At 61.1% G+C, this 18,827-nt stretch carries 15 protein-coding genes; 2 read left to right on the top strand and 13 right to left on the bottom strand.

All coding sequences use genetic code 11. The annotated features are described in order from the left end of the window. Positions 1-23: 23 nt before the first annotated feature. The 10 genes from DXT74_RS16495 to DXT74_RS16540 all read right to left on the bottom strand — a co-directional run bounded on the left by DXT74_RS16495 (position 24) and on the right by DXT74_RS16540 (position 13,127). A complete protein-coding gene (locus tag DXT74_RS16495; protein ID WP_043631195.1) occupies positions 24-863 on the bottom strand; it encodes an ABC transporter permease subunit in 840 nt (279 codons plus the stop codon). Beyond that, a complete protein-coding gene (locus DXT74_RS16500; RefSeq protein ID WP_043631192.1) occupies positions 860-1,768 on the bottom strand; it encodes an ABC transporter permease subunit in 909 nt (302 codons plus the stop codon). Before DXT74_RS16500 ends, DXT74_RS16495 begins: the two co-directional genes overlap by 4 nt. Before the next feature lie 436 nt (positions 1,769-2,204). After that, positions 2,205-3,305 carry a polyamine ABC transporter substrate-binding protein gene (locus DXT74_RS16505; RefSeq protein ID WP_114152239.1) on the bottom strand — a complete coding sequence of 367 codons (1,101 nt, stop codon included), beginning with the start codon at positions 3,303-3,305 and terminating at the stop codon, positions 2,205-2,207. Positions 3,306-4,041: 736 nt separating this feature from the next. Continuing rightward, on the bottom strand, positions 4,042-5,385 hold the full coding sequence (gene yegQ / locus DXT74_RS16510; RefSeq protein ID WP_019101452.1) for a tRNA 5-hydroxyuridine modification protein YegQ: 1,344 nt from the start codon (positions 5,383-5,385) through the stop codon (positions 4,042-4,044). 33 nt (positions 5,386-5,418) lie between these two features. Further along, a complete protein-coding gene (locus tag DXT74_RS16515) occupies positions 5,419-5,838 on the bottom strand; it encodes a hypothetical protein (RefSeq protein WP_043631185.1) in 420 nt (139 codons plus the stop codon). A gap of 166 nt (positions 5,839-6,004) precedes the next feature. Further along, the gene (locus tag DXT74_RS16520; protein WP_019101450.1) at positions 6,005-6,220 is read right to left on the bottom strand and encodes a hypothetical protein; all 216 of its coding nucleotides are present in this window, start codon (positions 6,218-6,220) and stop codon (positions 6,005-6,007) included. A 32-nt stretch (positions 6,221-6,252) separates the two neighbouring features. Continuing rightward, positions 6,253-7,086, bottom strand: coding sequence for a ferritin-like domain-containing protein (locus DXT74_RS16525; protein WP_114152238.1), 834 nt, complete (start codon positions 7,084-7,086; stop codon positions 6,253-6,255). Between the two features lie 234 nt (positions 7,087-7,320). Further along, a complete protein-coding gene (locus DXT74_RS16530) occupies positions 7,321-11,175 on the bottom strand; it encodes an ATP-binding protein (RefSeq protein ID WP_114152237.1) in 3,855 nt (1,284 codons plus the stop codon). 9 nt (positions 11,176-11,184) lie between these two features. After that, positions 11,185-11,916 carry a response regulator gene (locus tag DXT74_RS16535; protein WP_052370219.1) on the bottom strand — a complete coding sequence of 244 codons (732 nt, stop codon included), beginning with the start codon at positions 11,914-11,916 and terminating at the stop codon, positions 11,185-11,187. After that, entirely contained in the window at positions 11,913-13,127 is a 1,215-nt protein-coding gene (locus tag DXT74_RS16540; RefSeq protein WP_114152236.1) for an EAL domain-containing protein, read from the bottom strand. Before DXT74_RS16540 ends, DXT74_RS16535 begins: the two co-directional genes overlap by 4 nt. A 207-nt stretch (positions 13,128-13,334) precedes the next feature. Between DXT74_RS16540 and fliW the strand changes: the two genes are divergently transcribed. Further along, the gene (fliW, locus tag DXT74_RS16545; RefSeq protein ID WP_043631175.1) at positions 13,335-13,769 is read left to right on the top strand and encodes a flagellar assembly protein FliW; all 435 of its coding nucleotides are present in this window, start codon (positions 13,335-13,337) and stop codon (positions 13,767-13,769) included. Then, the gene (locus DXT74_RS16550) at positions 13,769-14,335 is read left to right on the top strand and encodes a DNA-3-methyladenine glycosylase I (protein ID WP_114152235.1); all 567 of its coding nucleotides are present in this window, start codon (positions 13,769-13,771) and stop codon (positions 14,333-14,335) included. The genes fliW and DXT74_RS16550 overlap by 1 nt, the downstream gene beginning before the upstream one ends. A gap of 58 nt (positions 14,336-14,393) precedes the next feature. Here the strand turns inward: DXT74_RS16550 and clpB are convergent, their stop codons facing one another. The 3 genes from clpB to selD all read right to left on the bottom strand — a co-directional run bounded on the left by clpB (position 14,394) and on the right by selD (position 18,826). After that, complete coding sequence (clpB, locus tag DXT74_RS16555; protein ID WP_081554942.1) at positions 14,394-16,973, bottom strand: ATP-dependent chaperone ClpB; 2,580 nt, start codon at positions 16,971-16,973, stop codon at positions 14,394-14,396. A gap of 304 nt (positions 16,974-17,277) precedes the next feature. Further along, positions 17,278-17,775, bottom strand: a complete 498-nt coding sequence (locus DXT74_RS16560; RefSeq protein WP_194426506.1) for a LexA family transcriptional regulator — start codon at positions 17,773-17,775, stop codon at positions 17,278-17,280. A gap of 10 nt (positions 17,776-17,785) precedes the next feature. Then, the gene (selD, locus tag DXT74_RS16565) at positions 17,786-18,826 is read right to left on the bottom strand and encodes a selenide, water dikinase SelD (RefSeq protein WP_194426507.1); all 1,041 of its coding nucleotides are present in this window, start codon (positions 18,824-18,826) and stop codon (positions 17,786-17,788) included. Position 18,827: the final 1 nt, after the last annotated feature.

The following is an 18,827-nucleotide window of genomic DNA, read 5'->3' on the forward strand; positions in this document are numbered from 1 at the left end:
TATATTTTTATGCAACGCCAGGCTCAGGCCTGGGCAAAGGCCAGTTTCATCTCGCGCTCACGCTTGCGCTCCGCCATGCGCATATAGATGTTGGCCACCACCACCCCGGCCGACACCAGCACGATGAACAGCGTTGCCAGCGCGTTCATCTCCGGATTCAGCCCCAGGCGCACCCGCGAGAAGATCACCATGGGCAAGGTGGTGGAACCAGGGCCGGACAGGAAGGCGGTCAGCACCAGGTCGTCAAGCGACAGCGTGAACGACAGCAGCCAGCCCGACACCAGCGCCTGCGAGATCAGCGGCAGCGTGATCACGAAGAACACCTTCAGGGGACGCGCGCCCAGATCCATCGCCGCCTCTTCCAGCGACAGATTCAATTCGCGCACCCGCGACTGCACCACGATGGCGACATAGGACACACACAGCATCACGTGGCCTATCCAGATGGTGAACACGCCACGTCCTTCCGGCCAGCCGAAGGCCTGTTCCATCGCCACGAACAACAGCAGCAGCGAGATGCCCTGAATCACCTCGGGAATCACCAGCGGCGCGTTGATCATGCCGGCGAACAGGGTGAACATCCGGAAGCGCCCGAAGCGGGCCAGCACGAAGCCGGCCCAGGTGCCTATTACCACCGAGGCGGTAGCGGTCATCAGCGCGATCTTGACGCTGAGCCAGGCGGCGTTGATTAGCTCGTCGTCCTGCAACAGCGCGGCATACCACTTGGTGGAAAAGCCGGACCATACCGTCACCAGTTTGGACTCGTTGAAGGAGTACAACACCAGCAGCGCGATCGGCAGGTAGAGAAAGCCGTACCCCAGGCCCAGCACCAGGAAGGACAGCGTCTTGTTGGGCTTGATCATCTCGCGGCCTCCATATTCTTGACCTGGTAGTGCTGGAACAGCGCCATAGGCACCAGCAAGAGCAGCACCATCGCGCAGGTCACCGTCGCCGCCATCGGCCAATCCATATTGTTGAAGAACTCATCCCACATCACGCGGCCTATCATCAGCGTGTCGGAGCCGCCCAGCAGTTCCGGAATCACGTACTCCCCCACCGCCGGAATGAACACCAGCAGGCTGCCGGCGATGATGCCGTTCTTGGACAACGGCAAGGTCACTTGGACAAAGGCCTTCCACGGTCTGGCGCCCAGGTCGTAGGCCGCTTCCAGCAGCCGCAGGTCCATTTTCACCAGGTGGGCGTACAAGGGCATGATCATGAACGGCAGGTAGGAGAACACCATGCCGATATAGACCGCCCAGTTGGTGTGATAGAGCCGCAGCGGCGTATCGACCACGCCCAGCCACAGCAGGAACTGATTGAGGAAGCCGTCGTTTTTCAGGATGCCGATCCAGGCGTAGACGCGGATCAGGTAGGACGTCCAGAACGGCAGCATCACCATCATCATCAGAGTGTTGCGCGCGCTATCCGAAGCCCGGGCGATGTAATAAGCCATCGGATAGCCGATCAACAGACACAGCACGGTGGAGACGAAGGCCATCTTCACCGAACTGATATAGGTGGCGAAGTACAAATCGTCACCCAGCATGAACTTGTAATGGCCAATGTTCAGCGCAATGGTGAAAACATCGTTTTCCAGCTTGGTGAGCGGGGTGTAAGGCGGAATGCCCAGTTGTTGCTGCGAGAAGCTGATGCCCACCACCAGCAGGAAGGGCAGCAGGAAGAACACCAGCAAAAACAGGAACGGCATGCCGATGACGGTGGTTCTGCCCGACGGCAGCCAACGGCTTAGCTTAAGACTTTTCATGTCAGCACCACATGGCCGGTTTGATCCGGCTCGCTTGCATTGCTTTTGCGCCGTCCCCCAGGCCCGTCTTGGAAGCGGTTCAAAGTCCAGCCAGCTGGAGCGAGGCATGGCGCAAACAGCGGAGAAAACGAATGGGCATGGAGTGCATGGACATTTCGAATTCGGCGCTCGCCAAGTCGCAGCTCACTACGCGCAACAGAATTTGAACAACTTATAACGCGGGCTGCCGGTTGAACGGCCTCCTCTTGAACTCTTCTCCCGGATACCCACGGCCGCGGCGGCCGGACATCGCGCCTTCCCTCCTCCTGTCACATACGAACCGGCCGCGCGCGTGCCCGCCGGCCTGACTGGCCAGCGGCGCGCTTGCGCTCGGATAGACTCAGGACAGCCGCCGGCCCGGTTCAGGCTGGCGCGGCGGCGTTGTTGGATACCTGGCTCAGCGCCCTGTCTTCAACTGCGTCCACAAGCGGTTTTGCAGACGCATGATGTCGGATGGCAGGGGCTTGAGCAGGAACAGCGTTTTAACGACGGACTCCGGCGGATACACGCCCGGGTCGTTAGCGATTTCCGGCTTCACGTATTTGCGCGCGGCGGCGTTGGCGGTCGGGTAGAACACCTCATTGGTGATCGCGGCGTTGACTTCCGGCGACTGGATGTAGTTGATCCACTTAAGCGCGGCCTCGGGATGCGGCGCGTCCTTCGGCACCACCATCACGTCGAACCAGAGCGGCGCGCCGCTCTTGGGAATCACATAGGCCAGTTGGTACGGCCGCTTGGATTCCTGAGCGCGGTGCTTGGCGATGTTGACGTCGCCGGAAAAGCCCAGCGCCATACAGATGTCGCCGTTGGCGAGGTCGTTGATATAACCGGAGGAATTGAACTGGGTGATGTAGGGGCGGATTTTCTTCAGCGCTTCGAAAGCGGCCTGGTAGTCGGCGGGGTTCTTGCTGTTGGGGTCTTTGCCCAAGTGGTGCAAGGCGACGGCGAACACGTCGTTGGCCTGGTCCAGCACCGATACGCCGCAGCCCTTGAGCTTGGACACATATTTGGGATCAAACAGGATGTCCCAGCTGTCCAGCGGCGCGTCCTTGCCCAGCACCGCCTTGACCTTGGTCAGATTGTAGCCGAGACCGTCGGTGCCGTAAGCCCAGGGCACGCCGTGGGCGTTGGCCGGGTCGGCGTCCACGATCTTGGCCATCAGCGCCTTGTCCAGATTGGCCAGATTGGGCAGCTTGGACTTATCCAGCTTCTGGTAGATGCCGGCCTCGATCTGCTTGGCCATGAAGTTGGAGGTGGGCACCACGATGTCGTAACCGGCGCGGCCGGTCAGCATCTTGGCCTGCAAGGTGTCGTCGCTGTCATAGACGTCGTACTTAACCTTGATGCCGCTCTGTTTTTCAAATCCGGGAATGGTGGACTTGGCGATATAGTCCGACCAGTTGTAGACATTGAGCACCTTGTCTTCGGCTTGCGCCGCCGCGACCGGCAGCAACATCAGCAACGAACACAGCGCTTTGCGAACCAGCTTATTCTGCATGACAGGCTTCCTAATGGAACGGACCGCGCTGTCCGATGCCGGGCCTGCGGCCAGCGAGCATCGGGCGACCCGATAACGGCAACCTCAGCGCCACGCTTCCCGCCCGTTGCCGGGCCATGGCGCTGCTCCATTTCCCCCGGCCGCCTGGGCGGACCTGGGTCGAATGCGGCACGAGCTTGCGGCTGGCGGACCGGTTCCGGCGCCGCCCATCGCGTGCTGCTCATGCCAACTTACACCCCGCAGCGCGTCATGCCATCTGTCCGCGCGTAACGGTTTGCAACTTTCGAGGTGCTAAGGGTCGTGATTCAGGCCGTTGCGCCCCGCGTTCTAAGTGGCGGGTGTCGATAAACGGCCAGGGAAACCTGCATGCGAAGCCTGAGCCTCCATGCCGATGCGCGACCGCCAGGCGGCCATTGCTGCTCACATCGTCTCCTCTTGTCTCCACGCTCAGCGAATGTTTAATAAAATTTACATTTCTCTCTGATACGTCACTACTTTTTAACCATATTTTTTTATGCACGCAACTTTTATTGATCTTGCAGTGCAAAAAAATAAACACTTACGCCACACACCAATTCCAAACGTTCACTATTATCAACAATCCGAGGTGAAGTTCACCCAATCCACAGCACTCAAAACGCACGATCACGGCATAGAGTTGACCGAAAACGTCGCAATCACGAAAAAAAACAGGCGGCCATTAGCCGCCTGTCTTGCTCCATTGCTCCCTTCTGGGTCAGAACAGCCGCGCCAGCAGCGCTTTCTCCTTGCCCTGCATGCCGGGGATCTTGACCTGCATGCCGTTGCCGGCCGCCACGCTCACCGGCTGATCGTTGCGGGTCATCTGGGCCAGTTCGATGATCTGGTTGCCGCTGGGATGAATCACTTCGATGCGGTCGCCCACCGCGAAGCGGTTTTTCACCTCGATCAGCGCCCAGCCTTCGGCATCCACGGACAGCACGTCGCCCACGTATTGGCTCTGCTTGGCCTTGGAATGGCCGGTGATGTAATTCTGATATTCCTGCGTCTGGTGGCGCTCCAGGAAGCCCGGGGTGTAGCCGCGGTTGGCGAGGCCGTCCAACTCAGCCAGCAAGCCGAGGTCGAACGGGCGGCCGGCCACGGCGTCGTCGATGGCCTTGCGGTACACCTGAGCGGCGCGCGCCACGTAGTACAAGCTCTTGGTGCGGCCCTCGATCTTCAGCGAATCCACGCCGATCTTGGCCAGCTTCTCCACCTGCTCCACCGCGCGCAGGTCCTTGGAGTTCATGATGTAGGTGCCGTGCTCGTCTTCAATGATGGGCATCAGCTCGCCGGGGCGGCTGCCCTCTTCAATCAGATAGGTCTTGTCCGCCAACGGATGACGCTCGGCGCCGCCGCAGGAGGCGAAGCTCTGGTTGGCCTCTTCCAGGGCCTTGTTGAAGTCGAACTTGATGGTCTGCACATCGCCGGCATCATCGCCCTGGGTATCATGCACCTTGTAATCCCAGCGACAGGCGTTGGTGCAGGTGCCCTGGTTCGGGTCGCGATGGTTGAAATAGCCGGACAGCAGGCAGCGGCCGGAATAAGCGATGCACAGCGCGCCGTGCACAAACACTTCCAGTTCAATGTCAGGGCATTGCTGGCGAATCTCGGCGATTTCGTCCAGGCTCAGTTCGCGCGACAAAATGATGCGCGACACGCCCAGCTTCTGCCAGAACTTGACGCCCATGTAGTTGACGGTATTGGCCTGTACCGACAAATGGATGGGCACTTCCGGCCACTTCTCGCGCACCATCATGATCAGGCCTGGATCGGCCATGATCAGCGCGTCCGGCTTCATCGCGATCACCGGCTCCATATCGGCCATATAGGTCTTGATCTTGCTGTTGTGCGGCAGGATGTTGCTGGCGACAAAAAACAGTTTGCCGCGCGCGTGGGCTTCGTCTATGCCCTGCTTCAGCTCTTCCAGCTTGAAATCGTTATTACGGGCGCGCAGGCTGTAGCGCGGCTGGCCGGCGTAGACGGCGTCGGCGCCAAAGTCGTAGGCGGCGCGCATCTTGTCCAGCGTGCCGGCCGGCAGCAGAAGTTCCGGTGCTTTCATTGTTTATTCTGGTGGGGTTCGTTGAGCGTGGGCTCAGTGCAGCAAACAGGACATCGGCAACGGCTCGCGGTCCGGCTCGACAAAGCCTTTGCGCGCCGAATCGTCGTCCAGGCGCTCTGAAGAATAGTGTTGCAGGATCACCGCGCGGGGGTCGGCCAGCATGTCCGGGCAGTGGCTGGCGAACGCTTCCCAGTCTTCCAGCAACTGCGGCTGGCTGGCCATCCGGCTGTACAGAATCACCAGGATGGCCATGGTCAGGGTGTGGTGGTACTTCATCGCCGCGCCGTTCACCATGGCGAAACGGGACAGCGCGCGCGCGCAACGGGCGGCAGCCTCCGGCGCCGGGTATTGGCGACGATAGGCCCAGGCGGCGTACAGATGCGCGCGATGGTTGAAGTCGGATGCAGGCAGCGCGTTGGTTTCCAATTGGCGCAGGAATGCCTGATGGTCCATGACTCGGTTTCTCCGAAAATTCCAAAAAGCAAAGGCTCCACCCAATGTGGAGCCCTGACCCTTATCGATACGGGGGCGATTATGCGCGGCCTGCCGATGCCAGTCAAGTCCGTGCGTGGTCCGCAATCAACACTTTAAGCCGCTGTTTTAAAAATCCTTTTTTGGTTTAAGGTCTTTTCGCCAATGCCAGCAAAGCGCTGAACTGGCAGATCAAGGCCAGCAGCATCGCCAACGGACACAAAATGGCCAGCAACGGGCCCGGGCCGCCGTCAAAGCCGCGCCACAGGGCCGAGCTGAGCGCGAAGATCAAGGTGCTGAGCAGCAGCACCGTCATGGCGAAGCGCCGCTGCTTTTGCATCTTCTTAAACAAATTCAATAGCATGTTTCGTCGTTCCAGGTAAGGCCGCCGGCAGTCTAGCCGGCTGAAGCGGTGTCGTCTTCACACAAGGCGCGCAGCGCTTCCAGCTCCCTGGCTGAAAACCCCGCCCGCTCGCGAGCGGCCAGATTATAAGCCCCGCGGTAAAGCTGGACATCGTGGCGTCGCAGCAGTTCCTGAAAACAGGTCTCCGGCTCCAGGCCGCGCTGTCGGCACAGCCGGCCAAACCAAGCGTTGCCGATGCGCACATGCCCCACTTCCTCGCGCAAGATGATGTCCAGCACCGCTACGCTCGCGTGATCGCCGATGCCGGCCAGCCGACGCTGTATGCCCGGCGTCACGTCCAGGCCGCGGGCTTCCAACACTCTGGGCACCAGAGCCATGCGCGCCAGCGGATCGTAATCGGTCTTGCAGCTCATCGCCCACAAACCGTTGTGGGCCGGGAAATCCCCGTAGTCGTGCCCCAGTTCCCGCAGACGCCGCAGCAACAGGGAAAAGTGGCGCGCCTCTTCCGCTGCAACCTGCAGCCAATCGCTGACGAAAGCATCCGGCATCGCGCGGAACCGCCAAGCGGCGTCCAGCGCCAGGTTGACGGCGTTGAATTCGATGTGGGCGATGGCGTGGAGCAAGGCGGCATGCCCCTGGCGCGTGGACAGGCTGCGCTTGGGCACCTTGGACGGATGCACCAGCTCCGGCAGCGGAGGACGCCCAGCCTCGGGCAACGGGTATGGCGGCGGCGCATCCGCGCTGCGCGGCAGCGCGTCGACGCGCCAGCCGTGCAAGGCCTCAACCGCCAGCGCCATCTTGCGCTCAACGTCGCGGCACAGCAGCGCCGCTTCCAACTGTGGGTAAAGTGATGTCGGCTCGCTCATGGCTGGACATTTTAGCCGACCTTGGCGCGCCTCTGTACTTGTTCAAAGTCTAGCGAGCAAAGGCGAAGAACGACGGACAGAGCGGAGCGGGTAAAGCAGCTGTTCTCGATCTCGCGAGCTAAAGCGAGACAAGGCGAAAGCGAGTGAAAAAGCGGAATGTACGAGTGGTTGATGAGCATTTCGACACGCTACTCATCGCGCCATATCTGACGAAGCGCAACAAACGACAGACCCTCATGCCAAATTGGTTTCATTCTGCCGGGCCATCCAGGCGTCAAACTCGGCCAGCGCCGCGTCGAAGGCCGGCATCAGAGCCGTCACCTGCTCCAGCGACTGGGCCTTGCCCGCCTTTTCCACCGCCTCGGCGGCAGCGCCCAAGGCATTGACGCCCACCATGCGGCTGGCGCCCTTGACTCGGTGGGCGGCAAAGCTGACGCGGTCGCTCGAGCCTTCTGCGATGGCGCTGCGCAACTCGCCCACGTCCTCGGCGTTGCCTTGCTGGAAGTCTCGCAGGATCTCCAGCTCAACTTGCAGGTCGCCGTTGCTGTACACCTGCAGAACGGAGCGGTCCACCGGCCCGTCCTCAGGCCCTGCCGCGGCAGGCGGCGGAGGCGCGGCTTCCGGAACGCTTCCCGTCGTCGTCCATTTTTGCAGGGCAGCGGACAGCTCCGCGATCGACAACGGCTTGGTCAGAAAATCATCCATGCCCGCGTCACGGGTCTTGTCCAGCTCCTCCTTGGCGGCGTTGGCGGTGCAGGCGACGATGGGAATATGACCCCGCGCCGGCTCTTCTTGCTCCTGTGCGCGCACCAGCCGCGCCAGTTGATAACCGTCGATGCCCGGCATGTGGCAATCGGTCAGAATCATCGAGTAGCGGCCGGTTTGCCATTTGGCGAAGGCCTGCTCGCCGTCCTCGGCCCACTCCGCCGAATAGCCCAGCTTTTCCAGTTGCTTGAGCGTGAGCTTGCGGTTGGTCGGGTTGTCCTCGGCAAACAGAATGGGCAGCACGCTTTGCTCCGGAGAAGGCGCCGCGGTTTCGATCTCCTCTTCGCGCGGCGTCTCCGCCGGCACGTGAACCTGGGGCAGGCTGACCGGCGCCACCACCTGTTCCGACCACTCCGCTTCCAGCAACAAGCGCGCGCAACTGCCCTTGCCCAATTCGCTTTCCAGCTCCACGTGACCGCCCATCAGTCCGGCCAGCCGTCGGCAGATGGCAAGCCCCAGACCGGTGCCGCCAAAGCGCCGGGTAGTATCGGAGTCCGCCTGGGTGAAAGGCTGGAACAACCGGGACAAACTCTCCTCGGTCATACCGATGCCGCTGTCCTCCACTTCAAAACTGAGCGACTGATAATTGGCCATGGTGCTAAGCACCTTGACGCGGATGATCACGCCGCCCTGCGCGGTGAACTTGATCGCGTTGCTGATGAAGTTCTGCAGAATTTGCCGTAAGCGCAAGGGATCCAGCACCAGCGTCGGCGCCAGTTGATCATCCACTTCCAGCTGAAAATCCAAGCCCTTCTTATAAGCGTTTTCCTGATACAGGCTGCGAACGCTCTCCAAAAACGGCCGCATCGCCGTGGGCGCGGTGACAATCTCCAGTTTGTCGGCCTCGATCTTGGAGAAATCCAGAATATCGTCGATCAAACGCAATAACGTATGCGCGGAGTCGTGTATCGTGGCCACCGCGTCCCGCTGCTCGCCGTCCAGCCGGGTCATGTTCAACAACTCCAACATGCCCAGCACTCCGTTCATCGGCGTGCGGATCTCGTGGCTCATGGTGGCCAGGAAGGCGCTCTTGGCGCGGTTGGCGGCATTGGCCTGGTCTCGCGCCATGCGAAGCTCGAACTCGGCCATCTTGCGTTCGGTGATGTCCAGGCAGGCCAGGATCATCACCCCCTCCACCGTTTCCGTCGCCACCATCTGGCCTTCGAACAAGACCCAGATCGGGAGGCCGGCGCCGGTAAAACACTCCAGCTCACAATGAACGCGCGTACCTTGCCGCATTTGCTGCAAATGCTCGGTCAGCTCGATCCAGCCCTGATCCGAAGCCATCAACTCCATCAAGTGCATGCCAACCAGGCCGTAAACCCCAACATCGAAAATCATTTCCGCCGTTTGATTGGAGCGGGAAATCTGCAATTGCTCGTTCAGGCGCAGCAAGCCCACCGGGGACGAGGCGAACACCGCCTCCTCTTCCTGAAGCACGGTGCGCAACTGCGCTTCCGACACCTTGCGCCGCGCCTCCTCATCGTAAAATCCCAGAATATTGGCGTAAGCGCCGATCAGAGGCTGCATGCCTACGCCCAGCCGGTACACGTCCGGCTGTTGCATGCACACCGCGGCGGCGACATCGCCGCCCAGCATCACCGGCAGGGAAATCCAAGTGGATCGCTCGCTGAGCAGTTGGAACAATTGACTGAGCGGGGCGGCCGCATACGCCACTTCCGACAACGGCGGCAACTCCGGCGGCCATTGGCCGGCCTGCAAGCACAGGGACTGCCCGCCCTCGTCCAACGGCGACCAAGCCACCAGCAGACATTCTCGAGCGCCGGTGTGGTGGCAGAACACGCGATGCAGTTCTTCAAACACCTTGTCCCGCGGCTCTCGCGCCAACAGCATGCCTTCCACCACCGAAATCGCGGACAACAATTCGACGCTGCGCTCCAGCGTGGTTTCCGCCTGCCGTCTCTGCTGTTCGTTGCGCACCGTGAGCATGCGCCAGCCGTGGTCCCGGCTGTTGCTGAACTGGCTGAGGGAAATCGTCACATAGAAACGCTCGCCGTTGGCGGACAAGCCCTCCCCGGCCAATGCTACCGTTTCCTGATCGTTCAAGGCCTGGGTCAGATGCGCGGCCCCGCCCGGCACCTCCAGCAAGCTGTAGACCGACATGCCATGCAGCGCCGCCTGAGGATAAACGAACATTTTGCCGGCCCCGGCGTTGGCGATCTCGATCCGCCCGTTGCTATTGACGATCAGCACCGCGTCGCCGGAGGCGTCCAACATATGTTTCAAGGCGGACAGCGGCCGCAGCACCCGGCGCACCATGTAGTACAGCAACACCACCATCAGGCCAAGCGCCAACAAACCGAACAAGCCGTCGCGCACCATGCGGAACAAATTGACTCGCCGGCTCTCGTCAATACGATCGGCCGTCATCTGTTCCACCATGTCGAAGACGCGCTTCAACTCGCCGTCCAGTTCCGCCAAGCTGGCCCGAAAATTCGTGGCCTGACTAAAGGGCTGGGCTCCGTCGATCTGCTCAAGCTGCAGCTTGACCACTAACTGCAGCTTCAGCGTCAACGTGGCCAGATTGGTGAACTCGGCTTTCAATGCGTCGTCGCGCACCCCCAAAATCACTGGCCGCAGCTGCTCCACCATCAACATCGCGGAGCTTAGCCGGAAGGCCAGGTCGTCCTCGATGTCGCGGTTCATTCGATGTCCCAACTGCTCCCGCATGATCAACGCCACCACGTTGCCGCGCAATTGGCCGCCCAACTGCCACAAGCTTTGCTTGATCATCATCAGGCTGTTGAGGGTGGGGTCGCCCTGGCTTGCCAACTGCGCCGTGTCCGCGGCCAGAATGCCGCCGGCCTCGTTGCGCATCCGCGCCGTGACCAAATACAGCAAGTTGCTCAAAGACTCATTCTGAAAATCCGGACGGCGCAATTCCGCGTAAGACTCCTCTCGCAGCACTTTGAAATCGTGGGCCAGATTGCGCATGCGTGTCTGGCTGGAGGCATCCATCCCGGTCATGACGGGAATGGAGGCCAGCGCCACACTGAACTTGGCGTCCGTATTGCGGGCCAGCCAGCTTAGCTCTTCTCGCTGTTGCGGCGTAGGCGGGGATTTCGCCGTCAACAACAAGCGCAGCTTGCTGCTTTCCAGGTTTTCCGAGCTAACCGCCTGATACAAGGCGGAAATATCGCGGTTGAGTTCGGCCACGTGCCTGGCCGTGCGATAGGAGTCCCAGGACTCGTTCAACAAACGCAGAATGGCCATCGCCTGCAGCACGCCCAGCAACAGCACGATCAGGATGACCGCTCGGCGGATGGATTTGATATGGTCCTGGCGCGGCCTGGCGAACTTCATCGACGGCACTCAATGTTCTCGGGACGACTCGGCTTCGGTCTCGGAAATCTCCTCGACGAAAAGCCGCAACACGCCGTAGCGATCGCTGAAATCACGCAATACCGTGATCTGGTTGGCGGAAATGGCGGCGCCGCGCGGCAGCAACAAATGGCCGTGCTTGCTGAACAGATCCTGGGCCAGCACCGCCCCGGCCTTGACCGTCAGCAAGCTCACCGCCGTGCCCGACGGCGCCTCCGGCAACGCAGGAGCGTCGAACAGCCGGCCAAAGACCTTGCGGTCGTATTCGGTGCCGGTGGCCACGCCGTAGTAGCTGAACGGGTCGATTTCCGGCCGCTTGCGCTGCATTGCCGCCACAATCGCTTTCTCGACATCGGCAGGCTTAGGCGGTTTGACCACAAAGCCGTCGGCGTGGAGCTGACTGGCCAGCACCACATTGCTGCGGTCCGCATGGCCGGACAAAAACACGAAAGGCAGGTTGGAAGGATTCATGGTATGCCCGCAGCGCAATTCCTTGAGCAAGTCCATGCCGTTCATCGGCGCCATCTGCACATCGCACAGCACCAGGTCCACCATGCGGATGTCCAACAACCGCATCGACGCGGTGCCGTCCGCAGTTTGAAAAATGGCGTCCGAACGCATGCCCATGGTCTGCAAGGCCTGGCTGATCAATGAACGCACCAGGGTTTGATCGTCCACGACCAATATCCGCATCCGCGAAAAATCCACTGCCGCAACGCTCATCCCGCGCCTCCTTCCGCCGCCGCGGTTTCTTGGCTCCGCCGCAAATAGTCGCTTAACTCGTTTTCGCGTACCGGCAAGGCCATACAAGCGCCCTGCACGCGAGGACATCCCATCTCCTGAGCCAGCGCGACGTCCTCCTCCTCATCGACGCCGCTTACGGTAATCGCCCCCGGCGGCAAGCCGTAAATACGCAAAAAGCGCAACGCCTGCGGATCCGCTCCCAGCATGGTTCTTATCCATCGCAGGGATTCGATGGGGATGTTCACATGGTCGAACGGCAGCTTGAGCATATTGCTCTGGGTCAACGAGCCGGTGCCGAAGTGATCGGCGATCAGGCGAAACCCCAGATACTTGATCTTGGCGACGTTCTCGAAAGCCTGAGCCGGCGATTGCGGTCCCAGGCCTTCGGCCAACTCGAAGCCCAGCAAACGCGGCGGCACGCCTCGCTGCTGCAACAGGGAATGACAGTGATCAAACAGGTTTTCACTCTCCAGGCAGGCTTTGTCGATGCGGGCGTTGAAATCGCACTCCTCACCCAGCCCTTGCTGGCGCAAACCAGTCAGCAAATTGGCGATGCGCGCCACCAACTCCTCCAGCACCAGGGCGGAGATTCCCTTACGCCGCGCCAGCACATTGAACAGCCCCGCGCTCCACTCCACCCGCCCTTGCGGGCGGATCAGCGCCGTCACGTCGAAGCCTGCAAGCCGGTGGCCGGGCAGGCTCAAGACCGGCTCAAGCTCCAGCTTGAACTCCCCGGAACACACGTCGGCGAAAAAGCTCTCCACTTCCAGTTGCTGCACCTGATAGGCGCGCTCCAGATCGTTGAAGATACTGTTGAGCGCGGTGAGAAAGGATTCCGCCGAATACGGCTTGGATAGGAAACGGGTACTGCCTATGCCCAGGCTGCAGGCCATCTCGCTGATGGTGTTCAGAGTCTTGCCGTCATAGCCGGAGATGATCAGCAGCGCCGCCCGGTAACCAAGCAAGGCCACATGTTTGATGAAGTCGATGCCGTTCATGCCCGGCATGCCGATATCGGTGACAATCAGGTCGTAGCGGTTTTCTCCGATGCTGCGCAACGCCTCAGCCGGGTCGCTGAACTCATCGATGGCCACTTCGTAACGGCTAAAGAAGCTGGCCTGACGAGAAATCAATTTCCGCAATACCAACTGATCTTCAAGAATCAGAAACCGCTTTGCTGGCAAGCCCATGGGATCTCCCCCTTAGCATCGCGCGCGGGCACTCTGCCGGCCGGCCGCAACCCAATTAAAATACGACATTCGAGTAATATTGATATAGGTTGTTAAACCCGCGGCCACAACCACAGCTTGCAATCTTCTCCACCGGCGGGGTTCCGCTTGTGCAATTGCCGCCGTCGCCATGCATAATGAGAACATTGTCACGCCAGGAGGCACGCCATGCGGTTCCAGTCCAGCCAGCTCGGCCAAGTCGATATCGACGAGAGCACCGTCATCACTTTCCCGCGCGGCATTCCCGCGCTGGAAAACTGCACCCGTTTCAAGCTCTTTCACAACGCCACTCAGGCGCAGCCCCAGGTATTCTGGCTGCAATCGCTGGACGACCCTGGCGTCATCTTCAGCATCACCACGCCGGAAGCGCTGGACATCCGCTACGAGATCGAACTGGACGACGCCGAGGTGTCCGAACTGAAATTGCAACAGCCGCAGGATGTGGCCATCCTGCTCATGCTGAGCAATCAGGCCGACGAACAACATCCCGCCTTATCCACGATGAAGGCGAACATCCGCAATCCTCTGGTGATCAACCTGCAAAGCCGCACCGGCTTGCAAAAAATGGGGCTGCAGTGCGACATCCTGCTGCATAACCGCTGATGCCCGCCCCAACCCGCTGCGCCTGGTGCGGCGACGATCCCCTCTACGTCGCTTATCACGACGAGGAATGGGGATGTCCTGAACACGACGACCGCAAGCTGTTCGAGATGCTGATTCTGGAGGGCGCTCAGGCCGGCCTGTCCTGGATTACCATCCTGCGCAAGCGCGACGGCTACCGCCGCGCCTTTCACGGCTTTGACCCGGTGAAGGTGGCGGCGATGGACGACGGCGACGTTGAGCGCCTGATGCAGGACACCGGCATTGTGCGCAACAGGTTGAAGATCCAGAGCGCCATCCGCAACGCCAAGGTGTTTCTGCAGATGCAACAGCAACACGGCAGCTTCGCAGATTGGCTGTGGGGGCATGTGGACGGCCGGCCCATATTGCGCCGTCGCGACGACGAGAGGGTGCTCGCCAGCACCGAACTGTCCGACCGCATCAGCAAGGCGCTGAAGAAAGCCGGCATGAATTTCGTCGGCAGTACGGTGATCTACGCCTATCTGCAAGCCTGCGGCGTGGTCAATGACCATATGTCCGCCTGCTTCCGCCACCCTGATCGCGGCTGACGTCGCCGCGCAAAGAAAAAGCCCGGATAACCGGGCTTTTTTCATGAGCGGGACATGCTCAGGCGAAGCTCAGACGGCCGTCGCGCGCCTCCACCATAATGGTGGATTTCGGCGGGTACTCTCCTGCCAGGATGGCTTTGGCCAGCGGATTCTCCAACTCGGACTGGATAGCCCGCTTCAAGGGCCGCGCGCCGTAAACCGGATCGAAGCCGGCTTCGGACAACAGCGCCAACGCCTCCTCGCTGATCTGCAAATCCAGATCCAGCTTCGCCAGCCGGCCTTCCAGGCTCTTAAGCTGGATGCGGGCGATGGACTTGATATGCTGCTCGCCCAGGCCGTGGAACACCACCACCTCGTCGATGCGGTTGATGAACTCCGGCCGGAACTGGGTTTTCACCTCCGCCATCACCGCCAGCTTGATCACCTGGTAATCATCGGTGTCCATTGCCTGTATCTGCTGGCTGCCGATATTGGACGTCATCACCACTACCGTGTTCTTGAAATCCACAGTACGGCCCTGTCCGTCGGTCAAGCGGCCGTCGTCCAGCACTTGCAACAGGATGTTGAACACGTCCGGGTGCGCTTTTTCCACCTCGTCCAGCAGGATCACGCTATACGGCTTGCGTCGCACCTGCTCGGTCAGATAGCCGCCCTCCTCGTAGCCGACATAACCCGGCGGCGCGCCGATCAGCCGCGCCACCGAATGCTTCTCCATGTACTCGGACATGTCGATGCGGATCAGGTGGTCTTCGCTGTCGAACATGAATCCGGCCAATGCCTTGCACAGTTCGGTCTTGCCCACGCCGGTCGGCCCTAGGAACAGGAAGGAGCCGTAAGGCTTGTTGGGGTCGGCCAGGCCGGAACGGGAGCGGCGGATGGCGTCGGCCACCGCGCTGACCGCTTCGTCCTGCCCCACCACGCGCTGATGCAACACGTCCTCCATGCGCAGCAGCTTGTCGCGCTCGCCTTCCAGCATCTTGGACACGGGAATGCCGGTGGCGCGGCTGACCACTTCCGCGATCTCCTCCGCCCCCACCTGGGTGCGCAGCAAGCGATTGGGCTTGGCCTGCTCGCCGGCGCCGGCGGCCTCCGCGTCCTTCAGCCGCGCCTCCAGCTGCGGCAGCTTGCCATACTGCAGCTCCGCCAGCTTCTGCCAATCGCCCTTGCGCTTCAGGTCCTCCATTTCCACCTTGAGGCGCTCGATTTCCTCCTTGATGCTCTGCGAGCCCTGTTGCGCGGCTTTTTCCGCCTTCCAGATTTCGTCCAGATCCGCATAAGCGCGCGACAACTCGGCGATCTCGTCCTCGATCAACTTCAGCCGCTTTTGCGAGGCTTCGTCGCTTTCCTTGTTCACCGCCTCCCGCTCGATCTTCAGTTGAATCAGCCGGCGGTCCAGCCGGTCCATTTCCTCCGGCTTGGAATCCAGTTCCATCTTGATGCGGCTGGCGGCCTCGTCGATCAGGTCGATGGCCTTGTCAGGCAGGAAGCGATCGGTGATATAGCGCTGCGACAGCTCCGCCGCGGCGACAATGGCCGGGTCGGTGATGTCCACGCCGTGATGAATCTCATACTTTTCCTGCAAGCCGCGGAGGATGGCGATGGTGTCCTCCACCGACGGCTCGCCAACCAGTACTTTCTGGAAGCGGCGCTCCAGCGCCGCATCCTTTTCAATGTAACGACGATACTCGTCCAGCGTGGTCGCGCCGATGCAATGCAGTTCGCCGCGCGCCAGCGCCGGCTTCAGCATATTGCCCGCGTCCATCGCGCCGTCGGCCTTGCCCGCGCCCACCAGAGTGTGGATTTCGTCGATGAAGATCAGGGTCTGGCCATCGTCCTTAGACAGATCATTCAATACCGCTTTCAGCCGCTCCTCAAACTCGCCACGGAACTTGGCGCCGGCGATCAGCGCGGCCAGATCCAGCACCAGCAGGCGTTTGTTTTTCAGGCTTTCCGGCACTTCGCCGTTAACGATGCGCTGAGCCAGACCTTCGACGATGGCGGTCTTGCCGACGCCGGGTTCCCCGATCAACACCGGGTTGTTCTTGGTGCGCCGCTGCAAAACCTGGATCGCGCGGCGGATTTCGTCGTCACGGCCGATCACCGGGTCCAGCTTGCCCTGACGCGCGCGTTCGGTCAGATCTTGGGTGTACTTTTTCAAGGCTTCGCGCTGGCTCTCCGCATCCTGACTGGAGACGTTCTCGCCGCCGCGCACCGCGTCAATCGCAGCCTGAATCGCCGCTGGCTGGCCTCCATGCTCTTTCAACAGCCGAGCGGCCTCGCCCTTGTCCTGGCTCAACGCGGACAGGAACAGCTCGCTGGCGATGAACTCGTCGCCCAGCTTCATCGCGGCCTTATCACTCAGGTTCAACAGATTGGCCAAATCCCGCGACACGGTGATCTCGCCGCCGTTGCCCTGCACCCGCGGCAAACGCTGTAAAGATTGGTTTAGCGCGCCCTTCAGGCCGGGCACATTGACCCCGGCGCGCGCCAGCAGGCCGGCAATGCCGCCGTCGGCGTCGTCTAGCATGGCCAGCAGCAAATGCTGCGGCTCGATATAGGCATGGTCTTGAGACAGGGCCAGGCTCTGGGCATCCCCCAGCGCCTGCTGGAACTTGGTGGTCAGCTTGTCGAATCGCATGGAGTGGCTCCTTCGGAACGTTGATATGCACTATTTGGGCATGGCCAGTTGCTTTTCAAGCCTCTCTATTGTCGATCTTGAACCCAATTTTCAACTTGGCGTCACTGCCCCATGGCATTGCCGAAAAACTTAACTCATGCATTAAGAGCGGTATCCAGCCAGGCTATGACAAAAGGCCTCGAGTCTTGAGCCGCCCGCCCGATGACATCGCCTAACAAATTCTAAAACAGCCAATGCAGCGGGAAATATGGAGACTTCAACGGAGAAAACCCTGGCCTGGGGCTGGAATGGTCGCCCGGCAAGGCTAGCGCAGCGAGCGCACCACCGCGCTGACCACGCCCCAGATCTCCACACCGGCCTCCACCGGCAAATCGGCGCAGCCTGCTTGCGCGGCGCGCAAGCAGGCATGAGCTGGGCTCAGATGCAGCCGGCGCACCAGAAACTCGTCGCCCACCACCGCCACAACCACGTCGTTGTGGCGCGGCGGCGGCAGGCGATCGACGATCAACAGATCTCCGTCGAAAATGCCGGCCCCGGCCATGGCGTCGCCGGAAACGCGCACAAAGAAACTGGTGTCCGGATGCTGGATCAGAAAGTCGTTGAGATTGAGCGAACGCTCAAGATAGTCGTCGGCCGGCGACGGAAAGCCCGCCGCCACGCTGCCGTCGAACCACGAAACATGAGTGTCGCCGGCGGCGGGGCCGCGCGCGGCGCTTACCCGGCCCGGCGCAAGCCGGGCCAGTTCCGTCAAAGGCCGGTCGCGGGCAACCAGCGACGGGCTCTTCGGCTTTTCGTCGTTCATCTCGCGCCGCTCAGCGGACGATGACGCGAGCCTCGCCCGCGGCCAGCCTGCCGATCTTGGCGGCATAGCCGAAGCCGGCGCGTTGGAAGCGCACCAAAACCTCGTCCGCCTGCTCCGGCGCCACCGCGGCCAGCAAGCCGCCGCTGGTCTGCGGATCGGCCAGCAGGCACAGTTGCCACTCCGGCAGATCCGCGCCGAAGTCAACGTGCTCGCCGAAACTGGCCAGGTTGCGCTCAATCGCGCCGGGACCGCAGCCTTGTTCCGCAAAAACGCGGGCTTCCTCGATCACCGGCACGTCGGTCATATCGATGTGCGCCGCCAACTTCGCGCCCTTGCATACTTCCAAGGCGTGGCCGAGCAGGCCGAAGCCGGTCACGTCGGTCAGCGCGTGCACCCCGTCCATGGCCGCCAACTCCGCTCCCACGGTGTTCAACTTAGTGGTGGAGGCGATCAAGGCCTGGTAGCCCTTGTCGTCCAACTCCCCTTTTTTCATCGCCTGCGCCAGCACGCCAACGCCCAGGCCCTTGCCCAGAATCAGCACGTCGCCATCTTGCGCCTCGCTGTTGCGCTTGAGCTGGTCCGGATGCACCACGCCCAAAGCGACCAGTCCGTAAATAGGCTCGGGGGAATCGATGGAATGACCGCCGGCGAGCGGAATGCCCGCGGCATGACACACCGATTCGCCGCCAGAAAGAATGTCGCGGATGGTCTCCACCGGCAACACCTTCACCGGCATGCCCACAATGGCCAGCGCCATGATGGGCGTCGCTCCCATCGCGTAGATGTCTGAAAGCGCGTTGGTGGCGGCGATGCGACCAAAGTCATAAGCATCGTCTACGATGGGCATGAAAAAATCAGTGGTCGCCACGATCGCCTGCGAGGCGTTCAATTGATACACCGCGGCGTCGTCGCTGGTTTCCGCCCCCACCAAGAGATTGGGAAAGGCCATTTTTTCCTTGGCCGTCGACAAAATGGACTCCAGCACCGCCGGGGCAATTTTGCAGCCGCAGCCGCCGCCGTGAGACAATTGCGTCAATTTGATTTCAGCCATT

Source organism: Chromobacterium sp. Rain0013, from assembly GCF_015291765.1.
GTDB lineage: Bacteria > Pseudomonadota > Gammaproteobacteria > Burkholderiales > Chromobacteriaceae > Chromobacterium > Chromobacterium haemolyticum.

Bases quoted from the DNA above. Each gene is read 5' to 3' on its own strand.
- selD (WP_194426507.1), bottom strand. From the start codon at position 18,826: ATGGCTGAAATCAAATTGACGCAATTGTCTCACGGCGGCGGCTGCGGC.
- clpB (WP_081554942.1), bottom strand. From the start codon at position 16,973: ATGCGATTCGACAAGCTGACCACCAAGTTCCAGCAGGCGCTGGGGGAT.
- DXT74_RS16550 (WP_114152235.1), top strand. From the start codon at position 13,769: ATGCCCGCCCCAACCCGCTGCGCCTGGTGCGGCGACGATCCCCTCTAC.
- DXT74_RS16560 (WP_194426506.1), bottom strand. From the start codon at position 17,775: ATGAACGACGAAAAGCCGAAGAGCCCGTCGCTGGTTGCCCGCGACCGG.
- DXT74_RS16540 (WP_114152236.1), bottom strand. From the start codon at position 13,127: ATGGGCTTGCCAGCAAAGCGGTTTCTGATTCTTGAAGATCAGTTGGTA.
- DXT74_RS16515 (WP_043631185.1), bottom strand. From the start codon at position 5,838: ATGGACCATCAGGCATTCCTGCGCCAATTGGAAACCAACGCGCTGCCT.
- DXT74_RS16500 (WP_043631192.1), bottom strand. From the start codon at position 1,768: ATGAAAAGTCTTAAGCTAAGCCGTTGGCTGCCGTCGGGCAGAACCACC.
- DXT74_RS16495 (WP_043631195.1), bottom strand. From the start codon at position 863: ATGATCAAGCCCAACAAGACGCTGTCCTTCCTGGTGCTGGGCCTGGGG.
- yegQ (WP_019101452.1), bottom strand. From the start codon at position 5,385: ATGAAAGCACCGGAACTTCTGCTGCCGGCCGGCACGCTGGACAAGATG.
- DXT74_RS16525 (WP_114152238.1), bottom strand. From the start codon at position 7,086: ATGAGCGAGCCGACATCACTTTACCCACAGTTGGAAGCGGCGCTGCTG.
- DXT74_RS16530 (WP_114152237.1), bottom strand. From the start codon at position 11,175: ATGAAGTTCGCCAGGCCGCGCCAGGACCATATCAAATCCATCCGCCGA.
- fliW (WP_043631175.1), top strand. From the start codon at position 13,335: ATGCGGTTCCAGTCCAGCCAGCTCGGCCAAGTCGATATCGACGAGAGC.
- DXT74_RS16520 (WP_019101450.1), bottom strand. From the start codon at position 6,220: ATGCTATTGAATTTGTTTAAGAAGATGCAAAAGCAGCGGCGCTTCGCC.
- DXT74_RS16505 (WP_114152239.1), bottom strand. From the start codon at position 3,305: ATGCAGAATAAGCTGGTTCGCAAAGCGCTGTGTTCGTTGCTGATGTTG.
- DXT74_RS16535 (WP_052370219.1), bottom strand. From the start codon at position 11,916: ATGAGCGTTGCGGCAGTGGATTTTTCGCGGATGCGGATATTGGTCGTG.